The 15,410-nt window shown below is 63.9% G+C and carries 18 protein-coding genes and 1 pseudogene; 8 read left to right on the forward strand and 11 right to left on the reverse strand.

Annotation, left to right across the window (positions count from 1 at the left end; genetic code table 11):
* The first annotated feature begins 59 nt into the window (after nt 1–59).
* Nucleotides 60–365, forward strand: a complete 306-nt coding sequence (locus AC0L23_RS02290) for a hypothetical protein (RefSeq protein WP_007591844.1) — start codon at nt 60–62, stop codon at nt 363–365.
* 79 nt (nt 366–444) lie between these two features.
* Here the strand turns inward: AC0L23_RS02290 and AC0L23_RS02295 are convergent, their stop codons facing one another.
* From AC0L23_RS02295 to AC0L23_RS02325, 7 genes are all read right to left on the reverse strand, one after another.
* The gene (locus AC0L23_RS02295) at nt 445–1,074 is read right to left on the reverse strand and encodes a GNAT family N-acetyltransferase (RefSeq protein ID WP_085352977.1); all 630 of its coding nucleotides are present in this window, start codon (nt 1,072–1,074) and stop codon (nt 445–447) included.
* A gap of 149 nt (nt 1,075–1,223) precedes the next feature.
* Nucleotides 1,224–1,625 (reverse strand): PaaI family thioesterase, encoded by a 402-nt coding sequence (locus tag AC0L23_RS02300; RefSeq protein ID WP_085352975.1) that lies wholly within the window; start codon nt 1,623–1,625, stop codon nt 1,224–1,226.
* An 82-nt stretch (nt 1,626–1,707) separates the two neighbouring features.
* The gene (gene kynU, locus AC0L23_RS02305) at nt 1,708–2,910 is read right to left on the reverse strand and encodes a kynureninase (protein WP_085352973.1); all 1,203 of its coding nucleotides are present in this window, start codon (nt 2,908–2,910) and stop codon (nt 1,708–1,710) included.
* 8 nt (nt 2,911–2,918) lie between these two features.
* A complete protein-coding gene (gene kynA / locus AC0L23_RS02310) occupies nt 2,919–3,758 on the reverse strand; it encodes a tryptophan 2,3-dioxygenase (RefSeq protein WP_018456311.1) in 840 nt (279 codons plus the stop codon).
* A gap of 33 nt (nt 3,759–3,791) precedes the next feature.
* Entirely contained in the window at nt 3,792–4,601 is an 810-nt protein-coding gene (locus AC0L23_RS02315) for an alpha/beta hydrolase (RefSeq protein ID WP_085352972.1), read from the reverse strand.
* A gap of 216 nt (nt 4,602–4,817) precedes the next feature.
* Nucleotides 4,818–6,095 carry an ArgE/DapE family deacylase gene (locus AC0L23_RS02320; RefSeq protein ID WP_085352971.1) on the reverse strand — a complete coding sequence of 426 codons (1,278 nt, stop codon included), beginning with the start codon at nt 6,093–6,095 and terminating at the stop codon, nt 4,818–4,820.
* A gap of 55 nt (nt 6,096–6,150) precedes the next feature.
* A complete protein-coding gene (locus tag AC0L23_RS02325; RefSeq protein WP_085352969.1) occupies nt 6,151–6,876 on the reverse strand; it encodes a pyridoxamine 5'-phosphate oxidase family protein in 726 nt (241 codons plus the stop codon).
* Between the two features lie 74 nt (nt 6,877–6,950).
* Between AC0L23_RS02325 and pdxR the strand changes: the two are divergent.
* Nucleotides 6,951–8,424 (forward strand): annotated as a pseudogene (gene pdxR, locus AC0L23_RS02330) (MocR-like pyridoxine biosynthesis transcription factor PdxR).
* A gap of 66 nt (nt 8,425–8,490) precedes the next feature.
* Nucleotides 8,491–8,739 carry a DUF6719 family protein gene (locus AC0L23_RS02335; RefSeq protein WP_085352966.1) on the forward strand — a complete coding sequence of 83 codons (249 nt, stop codon included), beginning with the start codon at nt 8,491–8,493 and terminating at the stop codon, nt 8,737–8,739.
* Nucleotides 8,740–8,742: 3 nt separating this feature from the next.
* Here the strand turns inward: AC0L23_RS02335 and AC0L23_RS02340 are convergent, their stop codons facing one another.
* A complete protein-coding gene (locus tag AC0L23_RS02340) occupies nt 8,743–9,105 on the reverse strand; it encodes a hypothetical protein (protein ID WP_085352965.1) in 363 nt (120 codons plus the stop codon).
* Nucleotides 9,106–9,140: 35 nt separating this feature from the next.
* A complete protein-coding gene (locus tag AC0L23_RS02345) occupies nt 9,141–9,305 on the reverse strand; it encodes a hypothetical protein (RefSeq protein ID WP_018456302.1) in 165 nt (54 codons plus the stop codon).
* A 406-nt stretch (nt 9,306–9,711) separates the two neighbouring features.
* On the opposite strand from AC0L23_RS02345, the gene AC0L23_RS02350 reads away from it, so the two are divergent.
* Nucleotides 9,712–9,921: a hypothetical protein gene (locus AC0L23_RS02350; protein WP_085352964.1), complete on the forward strand. Its 210-nt coding sequence runs from the start codon at nt 9,712–9,714 to the stop codon at nt 9,919–9,921.
* Nucleotides 9,922–9,976: 55 nt separating this feature from the next.
* Here AC0L23_RS02350 and AC0L23_RS02355 read toward each other — a convergent pair whose 3' ends face one another.
* The gene (locus AC0L23_RS02355; RefSeq protein WP_085352963.1) at nt 9,977–10,525 is read right to left on the reverse strand and encodes a CreA family protein; all 549 of its coding nucleotides are present in this window, start codon (nt 10,523–10,525) and stop codon (nt 9,977–9,979) included.
* Nucleotides 10,526–10,733: 208 nt separating this feature from the next.
* On the opposite strand from AC0L23_RS02355, the gene AC0L23_RS02360 reads away from it, so the two are divergent.
* The 4 genes from AC0L23_RS02360 (at nt 10,734) to AC0L23_RS02375 (ending at nt 14,725) form a co-directional block, all read left to right on the forward strand.
* Complete coding sequence (locus AC0L23_RS02360; RefSeq protein WP_085384887.1) at nt 10,734–12,317, forward strand: L,D-transpeptidase family protein; 1,584 nt, start codon at nt 10,734–10,736, stop codon at nt 12,315–12,317.
* Between the two features lie 92 nt (nt 12,318–12,409).
* Complete coding sequence (locus AC0L23_RS02365) at nt 12,410–12,979, forward strand: glutathione peroxidase (protein WP_085352959.1); 570 nt, start codon at nt 12,410–12,412, stop codon at nt 12,977–12,979.
* Nucleotides 12,980–13,145: 166 nt separating this feature from the next.
* Nucleotides 13,146–14,165: a polysaccharide deacetylase family protein gene (locus AC0L23_RS02370; protein WP_085352958.1), complete on the forward strand. Its 1,020-nt coding sequence runs from the start codon at nt 13,146–13,148 to the stop codon at nt 14,163–14,165.
* 8 nt (nt 14,166–14,173) lie between these two features.
* Nucleotides 14,174–14,725: a dihydrofolate reductase family protein gene (locus AC0L23_RS02375; RefSeq protein ID WP_018456295.1), complete on the forward strand. Its 552-nt coding sequence runs from the start codon at nt 14,174–14,176 to the stop codon at nt 14,723–14,725.
* An 11-nt stretch (nt 14,726–14,736) separates the two neighbouring features.
* Here the strand turns inward: AC0L23_RS02375 and AC0L23_RS02380 are convergent, their stop codons facing one another.
* Complete coding sequence (locus AC0L23_RS02380; RefSeq protein WP_018456294.1) at nt 14,737–15,189, reverse strand: DoxX family protein; 453 nt, start codon at nt 15,187–15,189, stop codon at nt 14,737–14,739.
* Between the last annotated feature and the right edge of the window lie 221 nt (nt 15,190–15,410).

A 15,410-nucleotide genomic window follows, 5' to 3' on the forward strand; every position in this document is an offset into this window, starting at 1 on the left:
TTCATATTGCAATGCAACATAGACGGCACTAGGTATCGCGGCATCGAAACGAGGCCGTTATGAACGCAGACTGGAATACCAAATATGGCACGCGGCGCGTGCGCCACGATCCCCCGACCTTAGACGAGGCGATCTTCGCCGCCGTCGGCATCACCGATGATCAGGAGCAGCAGGCCGAGATCGCCGCAGCCTTGATGGGCATGCCGCTCGATGTCGTCCAGGCCGAGGTCAAGAAGCAGGTTCGCACCAACAGCCGCATCACCTCGACCCGCGTGATCGCCGGCGAACAGGGTGCGCAGCGCTCGGTGGTGGTCGAACGCCGTGTCGTGCGCCGCTTCGGCAACGACAAGCGCACCGGCACCTGACGGCCTAGTCCCTACATACAATACAAAAGCGGACCGGTTTTGCCGGTCCGCTTTTTTGATTCCAATCGGATTTTTCAGGTCAGGCGGCGCGATTGCCGTAGATGCTGGAGATGATCTTCCAGCAGGTCGAGTTGAAGCTGATAAGAGCGCGGCCGGCCCTGAATGGCGAGGCCGCGAGATCAGCGAGTTCGTCCTCAGGCGCCTTGGCGAGATCGATCGTGCCGGTCGATTCGCCATGACGGAATTGCAGATGCGCCCCGAACTTCCTGGCGAGCGCGCGCATCGGGTGATTCTCGGCGCCGGTGGTGATGCGCAGGCGCTTGTAGCCTTTCCAGCGCGCTTCCGCGATCAGGCGGCTGAACAGCACGGTGCCGACGTTCTGGCGCCGCGCCGAAGCTTCCACGCTGAAGGCGACCTCGGGCAGCGAATCGCCCTCGGGCGGATGCAGCTCGGCCGCACCGCGGACCACGCCATCGACGATATAGGCGACAATAACGGTGCCGTCCTCGGCACAGCGGGCGGCGTAACGCTCGATAAAACTGTCGTCGAGAAAACCGTTGAAGCGGTCGTGCCGGCTTTCGGCATCGAGCCTCAGCAGGTGATCGCGCAAAAGCGGCAATTCTTCCTGCTGGCTCAAGGTCCGCACGTAGCCCTGAACGGACTTCGGGCGGTTGGTTACTTCAAGTCCAAAATCTGCTGCGAGTGACAAGTCAAAACTCCTCTTGGTGTCCCTCGAGGAGGCGTTCGAATCCCTAGGCCTCCAATATTGTGCATCGCAACAAACTTTTCAAGACCGGAACCTGCCCAAGTTTCGGGCACGGGGGCCACTAATTCGTTAATGGAATCAAGCCCCCGTATTCACACGAGGACCAGCTGGGTCTGCGTCACCACGGCAACCAGCTTGCCGTCCTCGGTCTCCAGCCGGGTGGTCCAGACCTGGGTCCGCCGGCCTCTGTGGACTGGGGTGGCGGTCGCGATCACCGTTGTTCCCTCCTTGGCCCCGCCGATGAAATTGGTCTTGCTCTCGAGCGTGGTTGTGCCCTTGGCGTCCTCCGGCAGATTGATCACGGTGGCCGCTGCGCCGACGGAATCTGCCAGCGCCATCACGGCGCCACCGTGGATGGTGTGATGAAGCGTGCAGAGATCAGGCCTGACCGTCATCCGCGCCACCACGCGATCTTTCCCGGCCTCGACGAACTCGACGCCCTTGAGTTCGGCAAACGGCATCTTCATTGCTTTAATTTTCTCGAGCGGCGTCATCGGATCTCCTCCCAAATCATTCTGCTCACAGGGTGAATTGCTCTTCGCGGCAAAGCAATGACGGGGAGACAGCGTTCGTACCTCACGTCACCGCATTCACCACCTGATACTCCGGCCGCCGCCAAATTTCGCCCGCGATCACCTCCTCGATAAACTCGGCTGCCCGCACGATCTCGCCCTCGCCGATATACAGCGGCGTGATGCCAAACCTCATGATGTCAGGCGCGCGGAAATCGCCGATCACGCCACGGGCCATGAGGGCTTGCATCGCGGCATAGCCGCCGTCGAAGGCGAAGGAGACCTGAGAGCCGCGGCGCTGATGCGTGCGCGGCGTAACAAGCTTCAAGGACGGACAGCGGCGTTCGACCTCGGCAATCAGGAGATCGCCGAGGGCCAGCGAGCGGGCCCGGACCTCGGCGATATCGACGCGGTCCCAGACGTCGAGCGAAGCTTCCAATGCCGCCATTGCCAGCACCGGCGGCGTTCCCACGCGCATGCGCTCAACGCCACCTGCCGCCGCATAGGCAAGCTCGAACGCGAACGGCCTTGCATGCCCCATCCAACCCGACAAAGCGGCGCGCACGCTGTCGGCGTGGCGCGGCGCAACGTAGAGGAAGGCCGGCGCGCCGGGGCCGGCGTTGATGTATTTGTAGGTGCATCCAGCGGCGAAATCCGCGCCGGTGCCTGCAAGGTCAACTGGCAGCGCGCCGGCCGAATGCGCGAGGTCCCAGACCGTGACGATGCCGAGCGCATGCGCTCTTGCAGTCAGCTTCGCCATGTCTTGGCGCCGTCCGGTGCGGTAATCGACCTCGGTGATGTAGAGCACCGCGATCTCCTCCGACAACGAAGCCTCGATCTCCTCCGGCGCCACCAGGCGCAATTGATGGCCGCGGCCAAGGGTCGCGATCAGGCCTTCGGCCATGTAGAGGTCGGTCGGAAAGTTGCCGGTGTCCGATAGAACGACCTTGCGCGACGCGTTCATGTCAAGCGCGGCGGCGAGCGCCTGATAGACCTTGAGCGACAGCGTATCTCCGACCATGACGGAGCCGGCTTCCGCACCGATCAGGCGCGCGATGCGATCGCCGACATGGCGCGGCTGGGCATACCAGCCAGCCGTATTCCAGGCGCGGATCAAGTCATCGCCCCACTCGGCGGTGATGACGCGGCTGACGCGCTCGGCAACGCCAAGCGGCAACGCGCCGAGCGAATTGCCGTCGAGATAGATCACACCGTCCGGCATATGGAACAGCGCTTTGGTGTCGTCGTAGACGCGAAGCTTGGTCATGGAATTCTCTACAGGATCGTGCGCACGCGCCAGAGTTCCGGAAACAGCTCGACCTCCAGCATGCGCTTGAGGTAGCTGACGCCGCCAGTGCCACCGGTGCCGCGCTTGAAGCCGATGACGCGCTCGACCGTCGTCACATGGTTGAAGCGCCAGCGCCGGAAATAGTCCTCGAAATCGACCAGCTTCTCGGCGAGCTCGTAGAGCATCCAGTGCGTTTCCGGCGCCTCGTAGACGATACGCCAAGCCTGCAGCACACCTTCATTGAAGCTATGAGTCTCGCGAACATCGCGCGCCAGCACGGCCGCAGGCATCTTGAGCCCGTTGCGGTCGGCGAGCCGCAGCACCTCGTCATAGAGGCTTGGCGTTGCGAGCTCGGCTTCGAGCAGCTGCGTTGTTTCCAGATCGTGCGCGTGCGGCTTGAGCATGGCGTGGTTGCGGTTGCCGAGCAGGAATTCGATCTGCCGGTATTGCCGCGACTGGAAGCCTGAAGACTGGCCAAGCTGCGAGCGGAAGCGCGTATACTCGCTGGGCGTCATGGTGCGCAGCACGTCCCAGGCGCCGTTGAGCTGCTCGAAGATGCGCGACATCCGTGCCAGCATCTTCATTGCAGGCTGCACCTCATCCTTCGCGATCGAACGGCGTGCGGCGCTGAGCTCGTGGATGGCGAGCCGCATCCACAGCTCGGTGGTCTGATGCTGGATGATGAACAGCATCTCGTCATGGGCTTCCGACAGGGGATGCTGCGCGCCGAGGATCGCGTCCAGCGCCAGATAGTGTCCATAGGACATGCGCCGGGCGAAATCGGTCTCAGCGCCTTCGCTTGCGGGATCGTATTGGCTGGACGTCATGGCAGGCCCTTTCGATCGATCTTCAAGGCCTCGTCAGTCGAGGCCGATCAGGCGCGCGGTGATGGTCGACGACGGGTCCTTGAGGGCGTCGATCACGGTGAAATGGTTCAGCCCGGGATCGACGACAAGACGCGTCGGCACATCGAAACCAGTCCAGACATTGGCCATCAGATCGGACTGGCGGATGAATTCGGGCCGCTCGTTGCCACCGACCCAGGCGGTCACCGACGAAGGCCCGCGCGGCAGATGCAGCGCCGCGCTTTCCAGCGTCGCCTCCTCCATCGTCATGCGCAGGGTGTCGTTCATCCTGGTCTTGAGCAGCGGACGCAGATCATGCAGGCCGCTGATGGACAGCGTGCCGGCGACGCGGTTGTAGACGGCGGGCTCCAGCCGGCTGTCGTCGCACAGCATACGCGTAACGAGATGCCCGCCGGCGGAATGGCCGGCGAGCCGGATCGGGCCCGCGACCAGCGAGGCCGCCTTGGCAATCGCTGTGGTGATTTCCGCCGTAATGTCGGAGATGCGCGCGGCCGGCGTCAGCGTGTAGCTTGGCAGTGCCACCGTCCAGCCGTGATGGCGCGCGCCTTCGGCGAGATCAGTCCATGTCGACTTGTCGAAGCGCATCCAGTAGCCGCCGTGGACGAACACGACGAGGCCCTTGCTGTCGCCGTCGGGCAAGATCAGATCGAGGCGCTGGCGCTCACCGGGGCCATAGGCGATGTCGGCGCGAAACTCCTTCAGCCCGGCGCGATAAGCCGCCGCGCGCTCCGCCCACAGCGCCGGTATCTTGTCCGAGCCCGGGATATGGGCCGAATTGGCGTAGGCGTCATCCCAATCGCGCATCGTGCCTTCCTCGGACTGTCCTGCGGACCGGGCCTTAGTCTGCCACCGGCGCGGCCGCCATCCTAGTCTTTATTTTAAGCTTAAAGGATTTTGGGACGCGGGTGGATTGGGCAGCCCCCGTCATTGCGAGCGCAGCGAAGCAATCCAGTCTGCCTCCGCGGTGGCAGTCTGGATTGCTTCGTCGCAAGGGCTCCTCGCAATGACGGGGGAAGGCCCCTACCCCTGCTCCACCCCGCACCAATCCGCGATGAACAGCGCCAATGCCTTGGTCGTCTTTTTCAGCGAGTCCAGATCGACATATTCATTGAAGCCGTGCATCTCGCCGCCACTCGCGCCGAAGCACAGGCTCGGGATGCCGTGATTGAGGCCGTAGAAGCGGGTGTCGGTTAGCGCGGTGAAGACGAGGTCTTCGATTTGGCCGCCATAGACGGTGCTGAAGGCCTTGCCGAACGCCGCCTCAGGCGCGGCCGCATCGGTCAGCTCATAGCCTTCCGACAAAAAGCCCGACCATTCGATCTCCGGCGGATTGTTGGCGAGGAAGCGGTGGTTGCGTGCGGCGGCGGCGACACACGCAAGAATCTCCTTCTGGTGATCGGCGATCGACCAGCCCGGCAACACGGCAATCCGGCAATCGACATCGCACCAGGCCGGCACGCTGGAAGCCCAGTCGCCGCCCTTGATGATGCCGGGGTTGAAGTTGATGGGATGGTTCAGCGTCTTGAAGTGACGATCGGCTTTCGCGCGCTCGTTCCACTCGATCTCGAGTTTTTGCAGCGCCTGGATCAAATGATAGGCCGCCATGATTGCATTCGCGCCGGAGCCGGCGAAGGCGACATGGGTCGGATGGCCCTTCACGCGCAGGCGGAACCAGATCACGCCCACCTGCGAGCGCACCATCTTGCCGCCGGTCGGCTCAGGAATGAAGCAGGCATCCGCACGATAGCCTCGTTGAAGCGTCGAGAGCGCCCCGACGCCGGTGCTCTCCTCCTCGATCACAGACTGGAAGTGAATCCGCGCCGTCGGCCTCAGGCCCGCGGCCCTGATCGCATCGAGCGCGGAGAGCGCTGCGATGGTGCCCGACTTCATGTCGCAGGCACCGCGACCGAACATCTTGCCGTCCTTGATGACGGGCGAGAACGGCGGGGTGTCCCACAATTCCAGCGGCCCCGCGGGCACCACGTCGCAATGGCCCTGGAGGATCAGCGATTTGCCCGCCTCGGTTTTGGGCCGGTACGTGCCGACCACAGTGCGGGCCTTCGAAAAATCGTGCTCGATGGGCCCGAAGCCGCGCAGATCCTTGAGGTCGTCGACATTGATGTGCCAGTCGTCGACCTCGTATCCGCGCGCGCGCAGGAGGTCGCCGATCATGTCCTGGCATGGCCCCTCCGCACCGCGCGTCGAGGGGATCGCGACGAAATCGCGTGTGGTCGCGAGCTGGGCTTCGAAGCCGGCATCGACGGCGTCAAGAATCCTCTGCTGCGTTTCGGCATTCATCCGGCAACTCCAATCGGGGCATTGAGATCATCGATGGAGCGCAAGCTAACCGATTTCAGCCGTTCGGGTACTCTGCAAAATAGGCATCCCGCAATGCGTCTTCGAGCAGCCGGCCCTCCGAATAGCCATTCAGTGTCGCCGGCCGGCTCACGCCGTCGAGCAGCCGCGGGCAAGGTTCCGGCGCACCGAGCACGGTGCGCACCGGGATGCGCTCGGCATAGATCGGCAATTCATAGTCCTCGTCGTCGTCGGCGACACCCTTGGCCCGGATTTTCGCGGAGGCTTCCTCGATCTCCATCGCGATAAAGGAGGTCGCCTTGATCTCCTGCGTGTTGCTCGCCCGCAGGCTGGCGGTGCGATCCGGGAAGAAGCGGTCGACCATCGCGATCACCGCGCGTTCTTTTTCCTCGGGATCGGTGACGAGATAGGCGGTGCCGAATGCCATCACGGCGCGGTAATCGGCCGAGTGATTGAACCCGCAGCGCGCCAGCACCAGGCTGTCGAGATGTGCGACCGTCAGGCACACGCGCTCGCCCCGGGTCTGGTTGCGCAGCATGCGGCTGGCGCTCGAGCCGTGCCAGTACAGTTTCGTCCCTTCGCGCCAGAAGAAAGTCGGCGTGCAATAGGGTTGGCCGTCGATGGCGTAGGAGACGTGGCAGAGCATCGAGGAATCCAGGATGCGATGAACGGTGTCGTGATCGTAGAAGCCGCGGTCGTGACGGCGCTTCACCTGATTGCGCGCGGATGTCGGATAGGAATTCTGGTTCTCGGTCTGGCTCACGGCCGCTCCTGTCGGATTTGAACAATTCCAGAGCAGTTGTATCCGTGGATTTGGTCTGCGATAGTGCCAATTCCATGCGAAAAATTCCGACCAATTCTGTCCCCTCGCCGGCCAAAGCCGAGCTGCCGCTCGACCTCGCAGGCCCGCACATCACGGCTGGCGCCTCGTCGGCGCACCGGCTGTATCAGGCACTGTGCGAGATGATCGTCGGCGGTCTGGTGAAACCCGGCGAGCCGCTGCCGCCGTCGCGCACGCTGGCCAAACAGACCGGCTTTCGGCGCAATGCCGTCGTCACCGCCTATGAGCGGCTGATTGCCGACGGCTTTGCCGACGCCACCGTCGGCTCCGGCACCTTCGTCGCCGCGCGCATCCCCGCGCGCGCGGCTGAGCCGAAGCGGCCGAAGATCAGCGTCGAAACGCCCGGGCAAGGCGCGTTTTCGCTCGGCTGCACCCATATCGACGCGCGCGCCGTGCAGCGTTTCCGCGCCTTTGTCGGCCGTCGCATGCGCGCCTTCGGCGCTGAGCATCTGCACTATGGCGATCCGCGTGGCAGCCGCGAGCTGCGTGCGGCGATCGCCGATCATCTGTTGTCGGCGCGGGGCCTGCGCTGCGATCCCGATCAGATCATGCTGACGTCGGGCACGCTGCACGCGCTGCGCATCGTGCTGAGCGCGATCCTGAAGCCCAACGACCAGGTCTGGTGCGAAAGACCCCGGCTACCCCGCTGCGCGGAAAACCATCGCGCATTGCGGCTATCGTGCCGTGTCCGTTCCCGTCGACGCGCATGGCATGCGTGTCGCCAAAGGCCGCGCAGCGGCGCCGTCCGCGCGCGCAGCCTATGTGACCCCGTCGCACCAGTTTCCGCTGGGTGTGCAGATGTCGATGCCGCGGCGGCTCGAGCTGCTCGACTGGGCCAGGCAGGCCGGCGCCTTCGTGCTGGAAGACGATTACGACAGCGAGTTCCGCTATGACGGCGCGCCTCTGATGTCGCTGGCCGGCATCGATCACCTCCAGCGTGTGATCTACATGGGCACGTTCGCCAAGACGTTGTTTCCGGGCCCGCGCATCGGCTATTGCGCCCTGCCCGAGCGCTTGATTGCGGATGTCGCCGCGGCGCGGGCCGCCCTCGACCGCTTTCCCGGCACGCTGATGGAGGGCGCGGTGGCCGACATGCTCAATTCCGGCGCGTTCGCGGCGAACCTGAAGCGCGTGCGCAAGCTTTACCGCGAGGCGCGCGACGCATTGGCCGGGACGCTCGAAGCCGCATCCGACGGCCTGCTGTCGGTGCCGGTCCCATCACAGGGCCTGCATCTTGTCGCCCGGTTCGATCCCTCGGTCGATCTGCTGGTGGCGGCAGAAGCCAAGCAGGCCGCCGGCGCCGAAGGCTGGCTGTTGGCCGACACTTATTCACGCTCACGCCCTCTACCCGGTTTCGTGCTGGGATTTTCCGGCCACGCGGTTCCGAAGCTCGTCGCATCCGCCGAGCGGCTCGCGCGGGAATCGCGAGTGGCCTTGCGCGCGAGGCGCAAGCCGGCCGGGCGGGCGTGACGAACGTTCACTATGAGAATCGGCTGCCGCTCCCTACATTGCGGCACCGATGCCGGAGCTCACCCCATGCTGCTACGCCGCGCGACTTGCCTTTCGCTCCTGATCTTCATCGCACTCGCCGCGACGGCGCGCGCAGGCTCGGTCGGACGCGAGCAGGACATCGTCGATCTCAAGCTCGGCCAGCGCGTGCAAGTGGACGACGGAACCTGCCCCGCCGGACAGGTCAAGGAAGTGCGCGGCGCCAAAATGACCGACAAGGGCGTCGCACGGACGAGCATCTGCGTGTCGCGATTTGGTCCGAAATCAAAGCGATGACCGCTACTTCGCCGGATCGAACATGCATTGCAGGGTCGGCTTGGCGATCTTGGTGAAGGTCGGGCCGATTTCGGTCTGCTTTGCGGCCGGCACCCAGTCGGTCTCGATCGTCGGCACCCCGGTCTCGCTGATGCCGCGCAGCAGGGCCTCGCGAAGATCGCGATCCTCGACGACGGCGGCAGCATGATCGTGCAGGCAGCCGCAGACCTCTTCCGGATGCTCCCATCGCCCGAGCATGCGCGGCGCGCATTGCCTCACGAACTCGGTACGGGGATCGGGTAATCTGGAGGGAGAGCGCACTTGCGCCTGAACGGCACTGATCGTCAGAAGGGATATGAACGCCGCGGCGCAGGAACGAGCAAGCATGATGGCCTTTATTGGCTGATTTTTCTTGTTGGCGATCAGAAGCGCGCGGCAACCACGATCGGCTGCGGTGCCGGGATCATGATCGGCGAGCCGCTGTACTGGAAAGTACCGATACCCGGGACATTGCCGTCCGGCGAGCCTGCGAACGAGGAGCCGGCGAGCACGAAACCGAAAGCAAGGATGAGGCTGAGCGTGCGCATGAAGTTCTCTCCGAATTCGGTGGCCGGCGTGCGCCGTCGTCGTTGTGAGGTTGATAACCATGGGCGGTTTCGCGCGTGATGCGCCAAAGCCGGAAAATGGTTTCGTCTCCGTGAGAATTGTTTCGTCCCGCTCGAGGCGACGACATATTCCATGGAAAATCTCAATCTTTTCAGATGGGTCGTGCGGTCACCCAATGTAGCCTGGCAGGTTCCGGCGAGCTCGGAACGCCGGCGCCGTCATGATCCCGCCTCACACCCTTCACATGCGTTTTACGTTTTTCTGCTGAAGAGAAGCCGAACGAAGGCTGGGTCCTGTCGAACCGGGGGCGCTTCGACTGCGACCCAAGCTATCGAGACCGAGGACGCCCGAGCATCGCCGAGCGCGTTCATGTGAGGAACAGCCATCATGACCGCGCAGAATCGCGCAACGACGCGCGATGCGGACCAACGAACGGACCGCCGGGAGCAACGACCTGTTCACAGCAGTGCCCATTCGCCTGGCGAAATGGCGCTACAATCGAGCCGGGGCTTTGAGGCCACGTCGCAGTCATTCGTGCGGCTGACCGGCTCGCATCTTGCAAAACCGCGCGCCATCCGCGCTGACATCATCGAGTGAACGCAAACCCCTCACTGAGTGCACGCGAGAGCGTCACTGAGTGAACGCAAGAGCGTCACTGAGTGAAGAACTCTCCGCACTTCTGGACGTTGGCGTCCGCCGGTCCCCACGGCATGACCGGCACGGTCGAGGTCGAGTTCTTCGGCGAACCCTCGATCAGCCTGTCCGAATAGACCATGTAGACCAGCACGTTGCGCTTCGCGTCACAGCCGCGCACGATCTGCATCTTCTTGAAGAACAGCGAGCGGCGCTGGCGGAACATGTCGTCGCCCTGCTCCATCTTGTTCTTGAACTTGATCGGGCCGACCTGACGGCAGGCGAGCGAAATGTCCGAGACTTCCTCGGCAAGGCCCAGCCAGCCCTTGAAGCCGCCCTTCTCCGGCACCGTAAAATGACAGGCCACGCCCTCGACTTCAGGATCGTCGAGGCCGTAGGTCGCAAGCTTGTCGTTCGGGCTCATCCATTTGAACACGGTCGAGCGGCGAAAGATTAGATCCGGCTCGTCGGCGGCGAAGGCGGACGCTGCCGGCACGGTCAACGCCATGAGGAATAAAGCGAGGCCTTTCAAGCGGATGCTGGAAAGACTGGGGAAACGAGATGACATGAACCTCTCCGGTAACAACTTCCAGCAATGTAGGGATGAGGCGACCGATCAGGAAGACGACCGGCAAGCCGACACGGCCGCCGTTTACCGCTCCGTGAGGCTTTTTTGCTACGCTTTGGACAAATGTAGCTGATGGCAGAACCGCCATGCTGGTGAACGCGTATCCCCTCTGAGAGACTAACATCTGATTTGGATTATGGATTCGAGGATGAACAGCGTGAACGGGGCCGGTTTTTCTGCCAAGCCGACGCGGCTTTGGCAGGTCGCCATTTTGGCGGCGGCGGGTGCGATCGGCACGGCAAGCCAGGCGGACGCAGCGTTTTATTACTGGACGGACTATTCCGACGGGTCCTACGGGCGCCAGGAGCGCCATCTCGACGTCCCGCGCCAGAAACCGCAGAAGCGCGGTGCGGTCGGCAAAAAAGACCTTGTTGCCGAAAAAGAAGCCGGCACCAAACCGCAAGGTCCTCTCGTCATCGTCGTCTCGATCGACCGGCAGAAGGTCACGGTCTACGACAGCAAAGGCGTGTTCGCGGAATCCCCGGTTTCGACGGGCATGAAGGGCCATTCGACGCCGATGGGTGTGTTCAGCGTCATCCAGAAGCACAAATTCCACCACTCCAACATCTATAGCGGCGCGCCGATGCCGTACATGCAGCGGATCACCTGGTCGGGCGTTGCCATGCATGCCGGCGTGCTGCCGGGCTATCCAGCCTCGCACGGCTGCATCCGCATGCCGATGGCGTTCGCGGTGAAGATGTGGAACTGGACCAGGATGGGCGCGCGCGTGATCGTTTCGCCCGGTCAGATGTCGCCGCAGAAGTTCTCACATCCGCTGCTTGCCTCGCTGCGCGTGCCACCGCAACCCGCGGCCAGCCTCGAGCCGCAGACCAATGCCGGCGACAAGGCCGACAAGGGCACAGCCAATACCGCGGCCACCGAAGCAAAGCCGGTTGAAACGAAAACCGCCAGCGCCGACGGCGTGCCCGAGCTGCGCTCGTCGGTCGGCCACACCGTGATGTCGGACGTGACCACCGGATATGCCCCAGCCCGCGAGGAGGCCCCGGCATCGGCCGACAACACCGAGACAACGGCAAAGCCCGAGACCAAGCCCGCTGAGGCGGCGGACGCGGCCAAGCCAGAGGCCGGAGACGCCGCGCAGCCCGCGAACACTGAAGCGAAGCCTGTCGACGCCGCGGAGACGCCGAAGTCCGAACTCGCGAAGACATCCGATGCACCGGCCGCGGCGCCAGCGCAGGCGGCCACGACCGACGTCAAGAAGGACGAAACCCGCGTTGCCGATCCGGCGCCCGTGGCAAAACCTGAAGCGCCCAAGCGAGCGGGCCAGATCGCGGTCTTCATCAGCCGCAAGGATTCCAAGCTCTACGTGCGGCAGAACTTTGCGCCGCTGTTCGAGGTGCCTGTCACAATCGCCGCGAGTGATCGGCCGCTCGGCACGCATGTCTTTACCGCCGAAATCGACAAGGCCGATTCCAATGCGCTGCATTGGTCGGTGGTGTCCTTGCCAGTGTCGGTCCGTTCTGCCGCGCGCGAAGATGACGGCCGCGTGACAGGCCGCCAACGTGGCGCGGCGGTGATTCCCGTCGCCGTAAAGCCTGTGGTCCCGCCGGACAGTCCAGCCGAGGCCCTGGACCGCGTCTCGATCCCGGCCGACACGATCGCGAGGATCAACGAAATGCTGACATCGGGCGGCTCGATCATCGTCTCCGACCAGGGCATCAACCAGGGCGAGACTGGCGAAGGCACCGATTTCATCGTCCGCCTGTACTAACGCGCCTCATCGCGGCAGATAACGCCGTGTTGACGACGCCGCTCGCACCGACGGGGTAACATGCGCCCCGGATCATTTCGGGGGACGCCGTTATGATGAACCGCAGGACCATACTCATCGCCGCCTTTGCAGGCACGCTGGCGCCGGCGACGCGTGCACTGGCGGATGGCGGCATGAGCCGAATTTCCGCCTACGCCTTCTCTTTCCCGGCATTGTCAGGCGACGACATCCGCCTTGCGGCCTTCACTGGCAGGCCGCTGCTGGTGGTGAACACCGCTTCGCTCTGCGGTTACACGCCGCAATATGCCGGCCTGCAAGACATCTGGAGCGAGTTTCGCGAACGCGGCCTCACCGTCATTGGCGTGCCCTCCAACGATTTCGGCGGACAGGAGCCCGGCGGCACCAGTGAGATCTCGGAAACCGCCCACCACCAATACGGCGTTACCTTCCCCATCGCGGCCAAGGCCATCGTGGTCGGTGCAAAGGCGCATCCATTCTACAAATGGGCGGCAGAGGCGCGCCCGCGAGAAGTTCCGCGCTGGAACTTCCACAAATATCTGATCGGCCGGGACGGCTATATCGCCGATGTCTTTGCATCCGCGGTCGAACCGACAGACACGCGGATCAAGACGGCGATCGCCAAGGCGCTGGCCGACACTTGACGCCACGCGTCCCCAACCCGGTTGGGCACAATTGGGCTGGCGCGCCAAACAGCCGTTGCAATGGCGAGGGCCCACCATCTAGGCTAGGATTGTTAGGGGCAGGATGGTTTTGCCGAAGGCGAAAAGCCGCGGCGGAACAACGGGATCAATCTCGAGGACAACAACCATGCGTGTGGCGGCAGGACTGATATTGGCAAGCGCGATGTCTCTGGCGATGACGGGCGCGGCATGGTCGCAGACCCCGGCTGCAAAGCCCGCCGCCGCGACGCAGGCCGCACCGGCGGCAACACCGGCTGCGGCTGCGCCCGCTGCAGCACCCGCTCCTGCAGCAGCCGCCGCGCCGGCGGGCTTCGTCAATCCTCCGCCGCCTAAGCAGGCGCCGCAGCCCGCCCGCGCAGCCTGCAACACGCCGGGCGCGCTTGGGGTCGCCCGCACCGTCGAGATCGACACCACGGGCGGTCCTGGCTTCGGCTTCGAGCATTTTAAGGAACTCGATTTCCTGCGCGACCACGAAGTGGTGCTGACCTTCGACGACGGCCCCTGGCCCAAGAACACGCCCGCGGTGCTGAAGGCGCTCGCCGACGAGTGCACCACCGGCATCTTCTTCTCGATCGGCAAGCACGCGACCTACGAGCCGGAGATCCTGAAGCAGGTCTACGCGGCCGGCCATACCGTGGGCACCCACACCTGGTCGCACGCCAACCTCAACAACAAGAAGCTCACGGAAGCGCAGCGCAAGGAAGAGATCGAGAAGGGTCTTTCCGCGGTGAAATGGGCGCTCGGCGGCATTTCGCCCTCGCCTTTCTTCCGCTTCCCGGCGCTCCAGCATCCGCCGGAGATGGTCACCTATCTCGGCAACCGCAACACAGCGATCTTCTCCTGCGACATCGACTCCTTCGACTTCAAGGCCTCGAAGCCCGAGAAGGTGATCGAGACCGTCATGAAGAAGCTCGACAGCAAGGGCAAGGGCATCATCCTGATGCACGACTTCCAGAAGCACACTGCGGAAGCCCTGCCCGAATTGCTCAAGCGCCTGAAGGCCGGCGGTTACAAGGTGGTGGCGATGCGCGCCAAGTTCCCGGCCTCGACGCTGCCGGAATACGACCAGGAACTGCTCAAGGACGTCAAGCTGCCGACGGTGAGCACCCGGCCGGTCAACAGCGTCGTGACAACGGTTTCCGAATAGCCGCGCCCTTGTCCTTTCGGATCGAAGGCTACGTCATCGTCTCCGCGGACGGCATGCTCGCGGACGCCGACCATGTCATGCCCGACAGCCTGAAGTTCGAAGGCGACAAGCTGTTCTTCGAGCAGGCGCTCGATCGCGCCGCGCTGATCGTGCACGGCCGTCACTCGCATGAGCAGCAGCCGAATTCACCCAAGCGCAAGCGCCTGATCCTGACCCGCAAGATCCAGACTCTGACCGTCGATCCCGAGATGCCGAACGCGACCTTGTGGAATCCGGCTCACACCAGCTTTGAGGACGCCTGTGCGTTCGCCGATGTCGCTTCCGGCACCGTCGCAATCATCGGCGGCCCCGTCGTGTTCGACATGTTCATGGATCGCTACGATACGTTCTGGCTGTCGGAAGCCCCGCACCTTCGGCTGCCCCGCGGCGAGGGCTGTTTTGTCGAAGTACCGGGGCGCACGCCTCAGGAGGTGCTGGCCTCCCACGGGATGAAGCCGGGCGCGCCGTATCTGCTCGACGCCGCGCATGACGTGACGGTGACGCCATGGCGCAGGACGTAGTGGCTTAACCTTTATACGTCCCCGTAGGCCGCTTCGGCCGGACGCGTGGCGCGCCCGTAGCCCATGATCATGAACAGGGCGCCGATGATCGACAGGTTCTTGAGCGCGTCGACCAGCATCTTGCCGTTGTCAGGCGGCACCTGGTTCCAGAAGTCGTAGAACAGGAAGGTCGCGACCGCGACATAGATAATCATCAGCATCGCGAAGAAGCGCGCGCCGAAATTCAGCGCGATCATCACGCCTGCGATGATCTCGAGCACGCCGACTGCGATCGCCAGCAGTTGCGGCGTGGTCATGGCCGTCGCCGTCTCGATCTGCTTGGCGTAAGGCGCGATCATGTCGGGCATCACGACCTTGGCGGCGATGAAATCAACGGTCGCCTGCATGGCAAACAGTCTTGCCGCACCCGTGTAGATGAACAGCACGGCGAACAGGATCCGCCCGAAAGTCACGAACGCTGGCATGATCGGCCTCTTTGCTCAGGCTTTTGAATTCTCGCGAAAGCACTTCGCGATTATGAAGATACATTCGCCGGTTTACAAACGGGGAAATGGCTAACTGCGAGCAATTCAAAGTTGGTGGCCCGGGGGGGGGGGGGGGGGGGGGGTTTGGGGGGGGGGGGGGGGGGGGGGGGGGGGGGGGGGGGGGGGGGGGGGGGGGGGGGGGGGGGGGGGGGGGGGGGGGG

This window comes from Bradyrhizobium sp. MI1.4, from assembly GCF_055811315.1.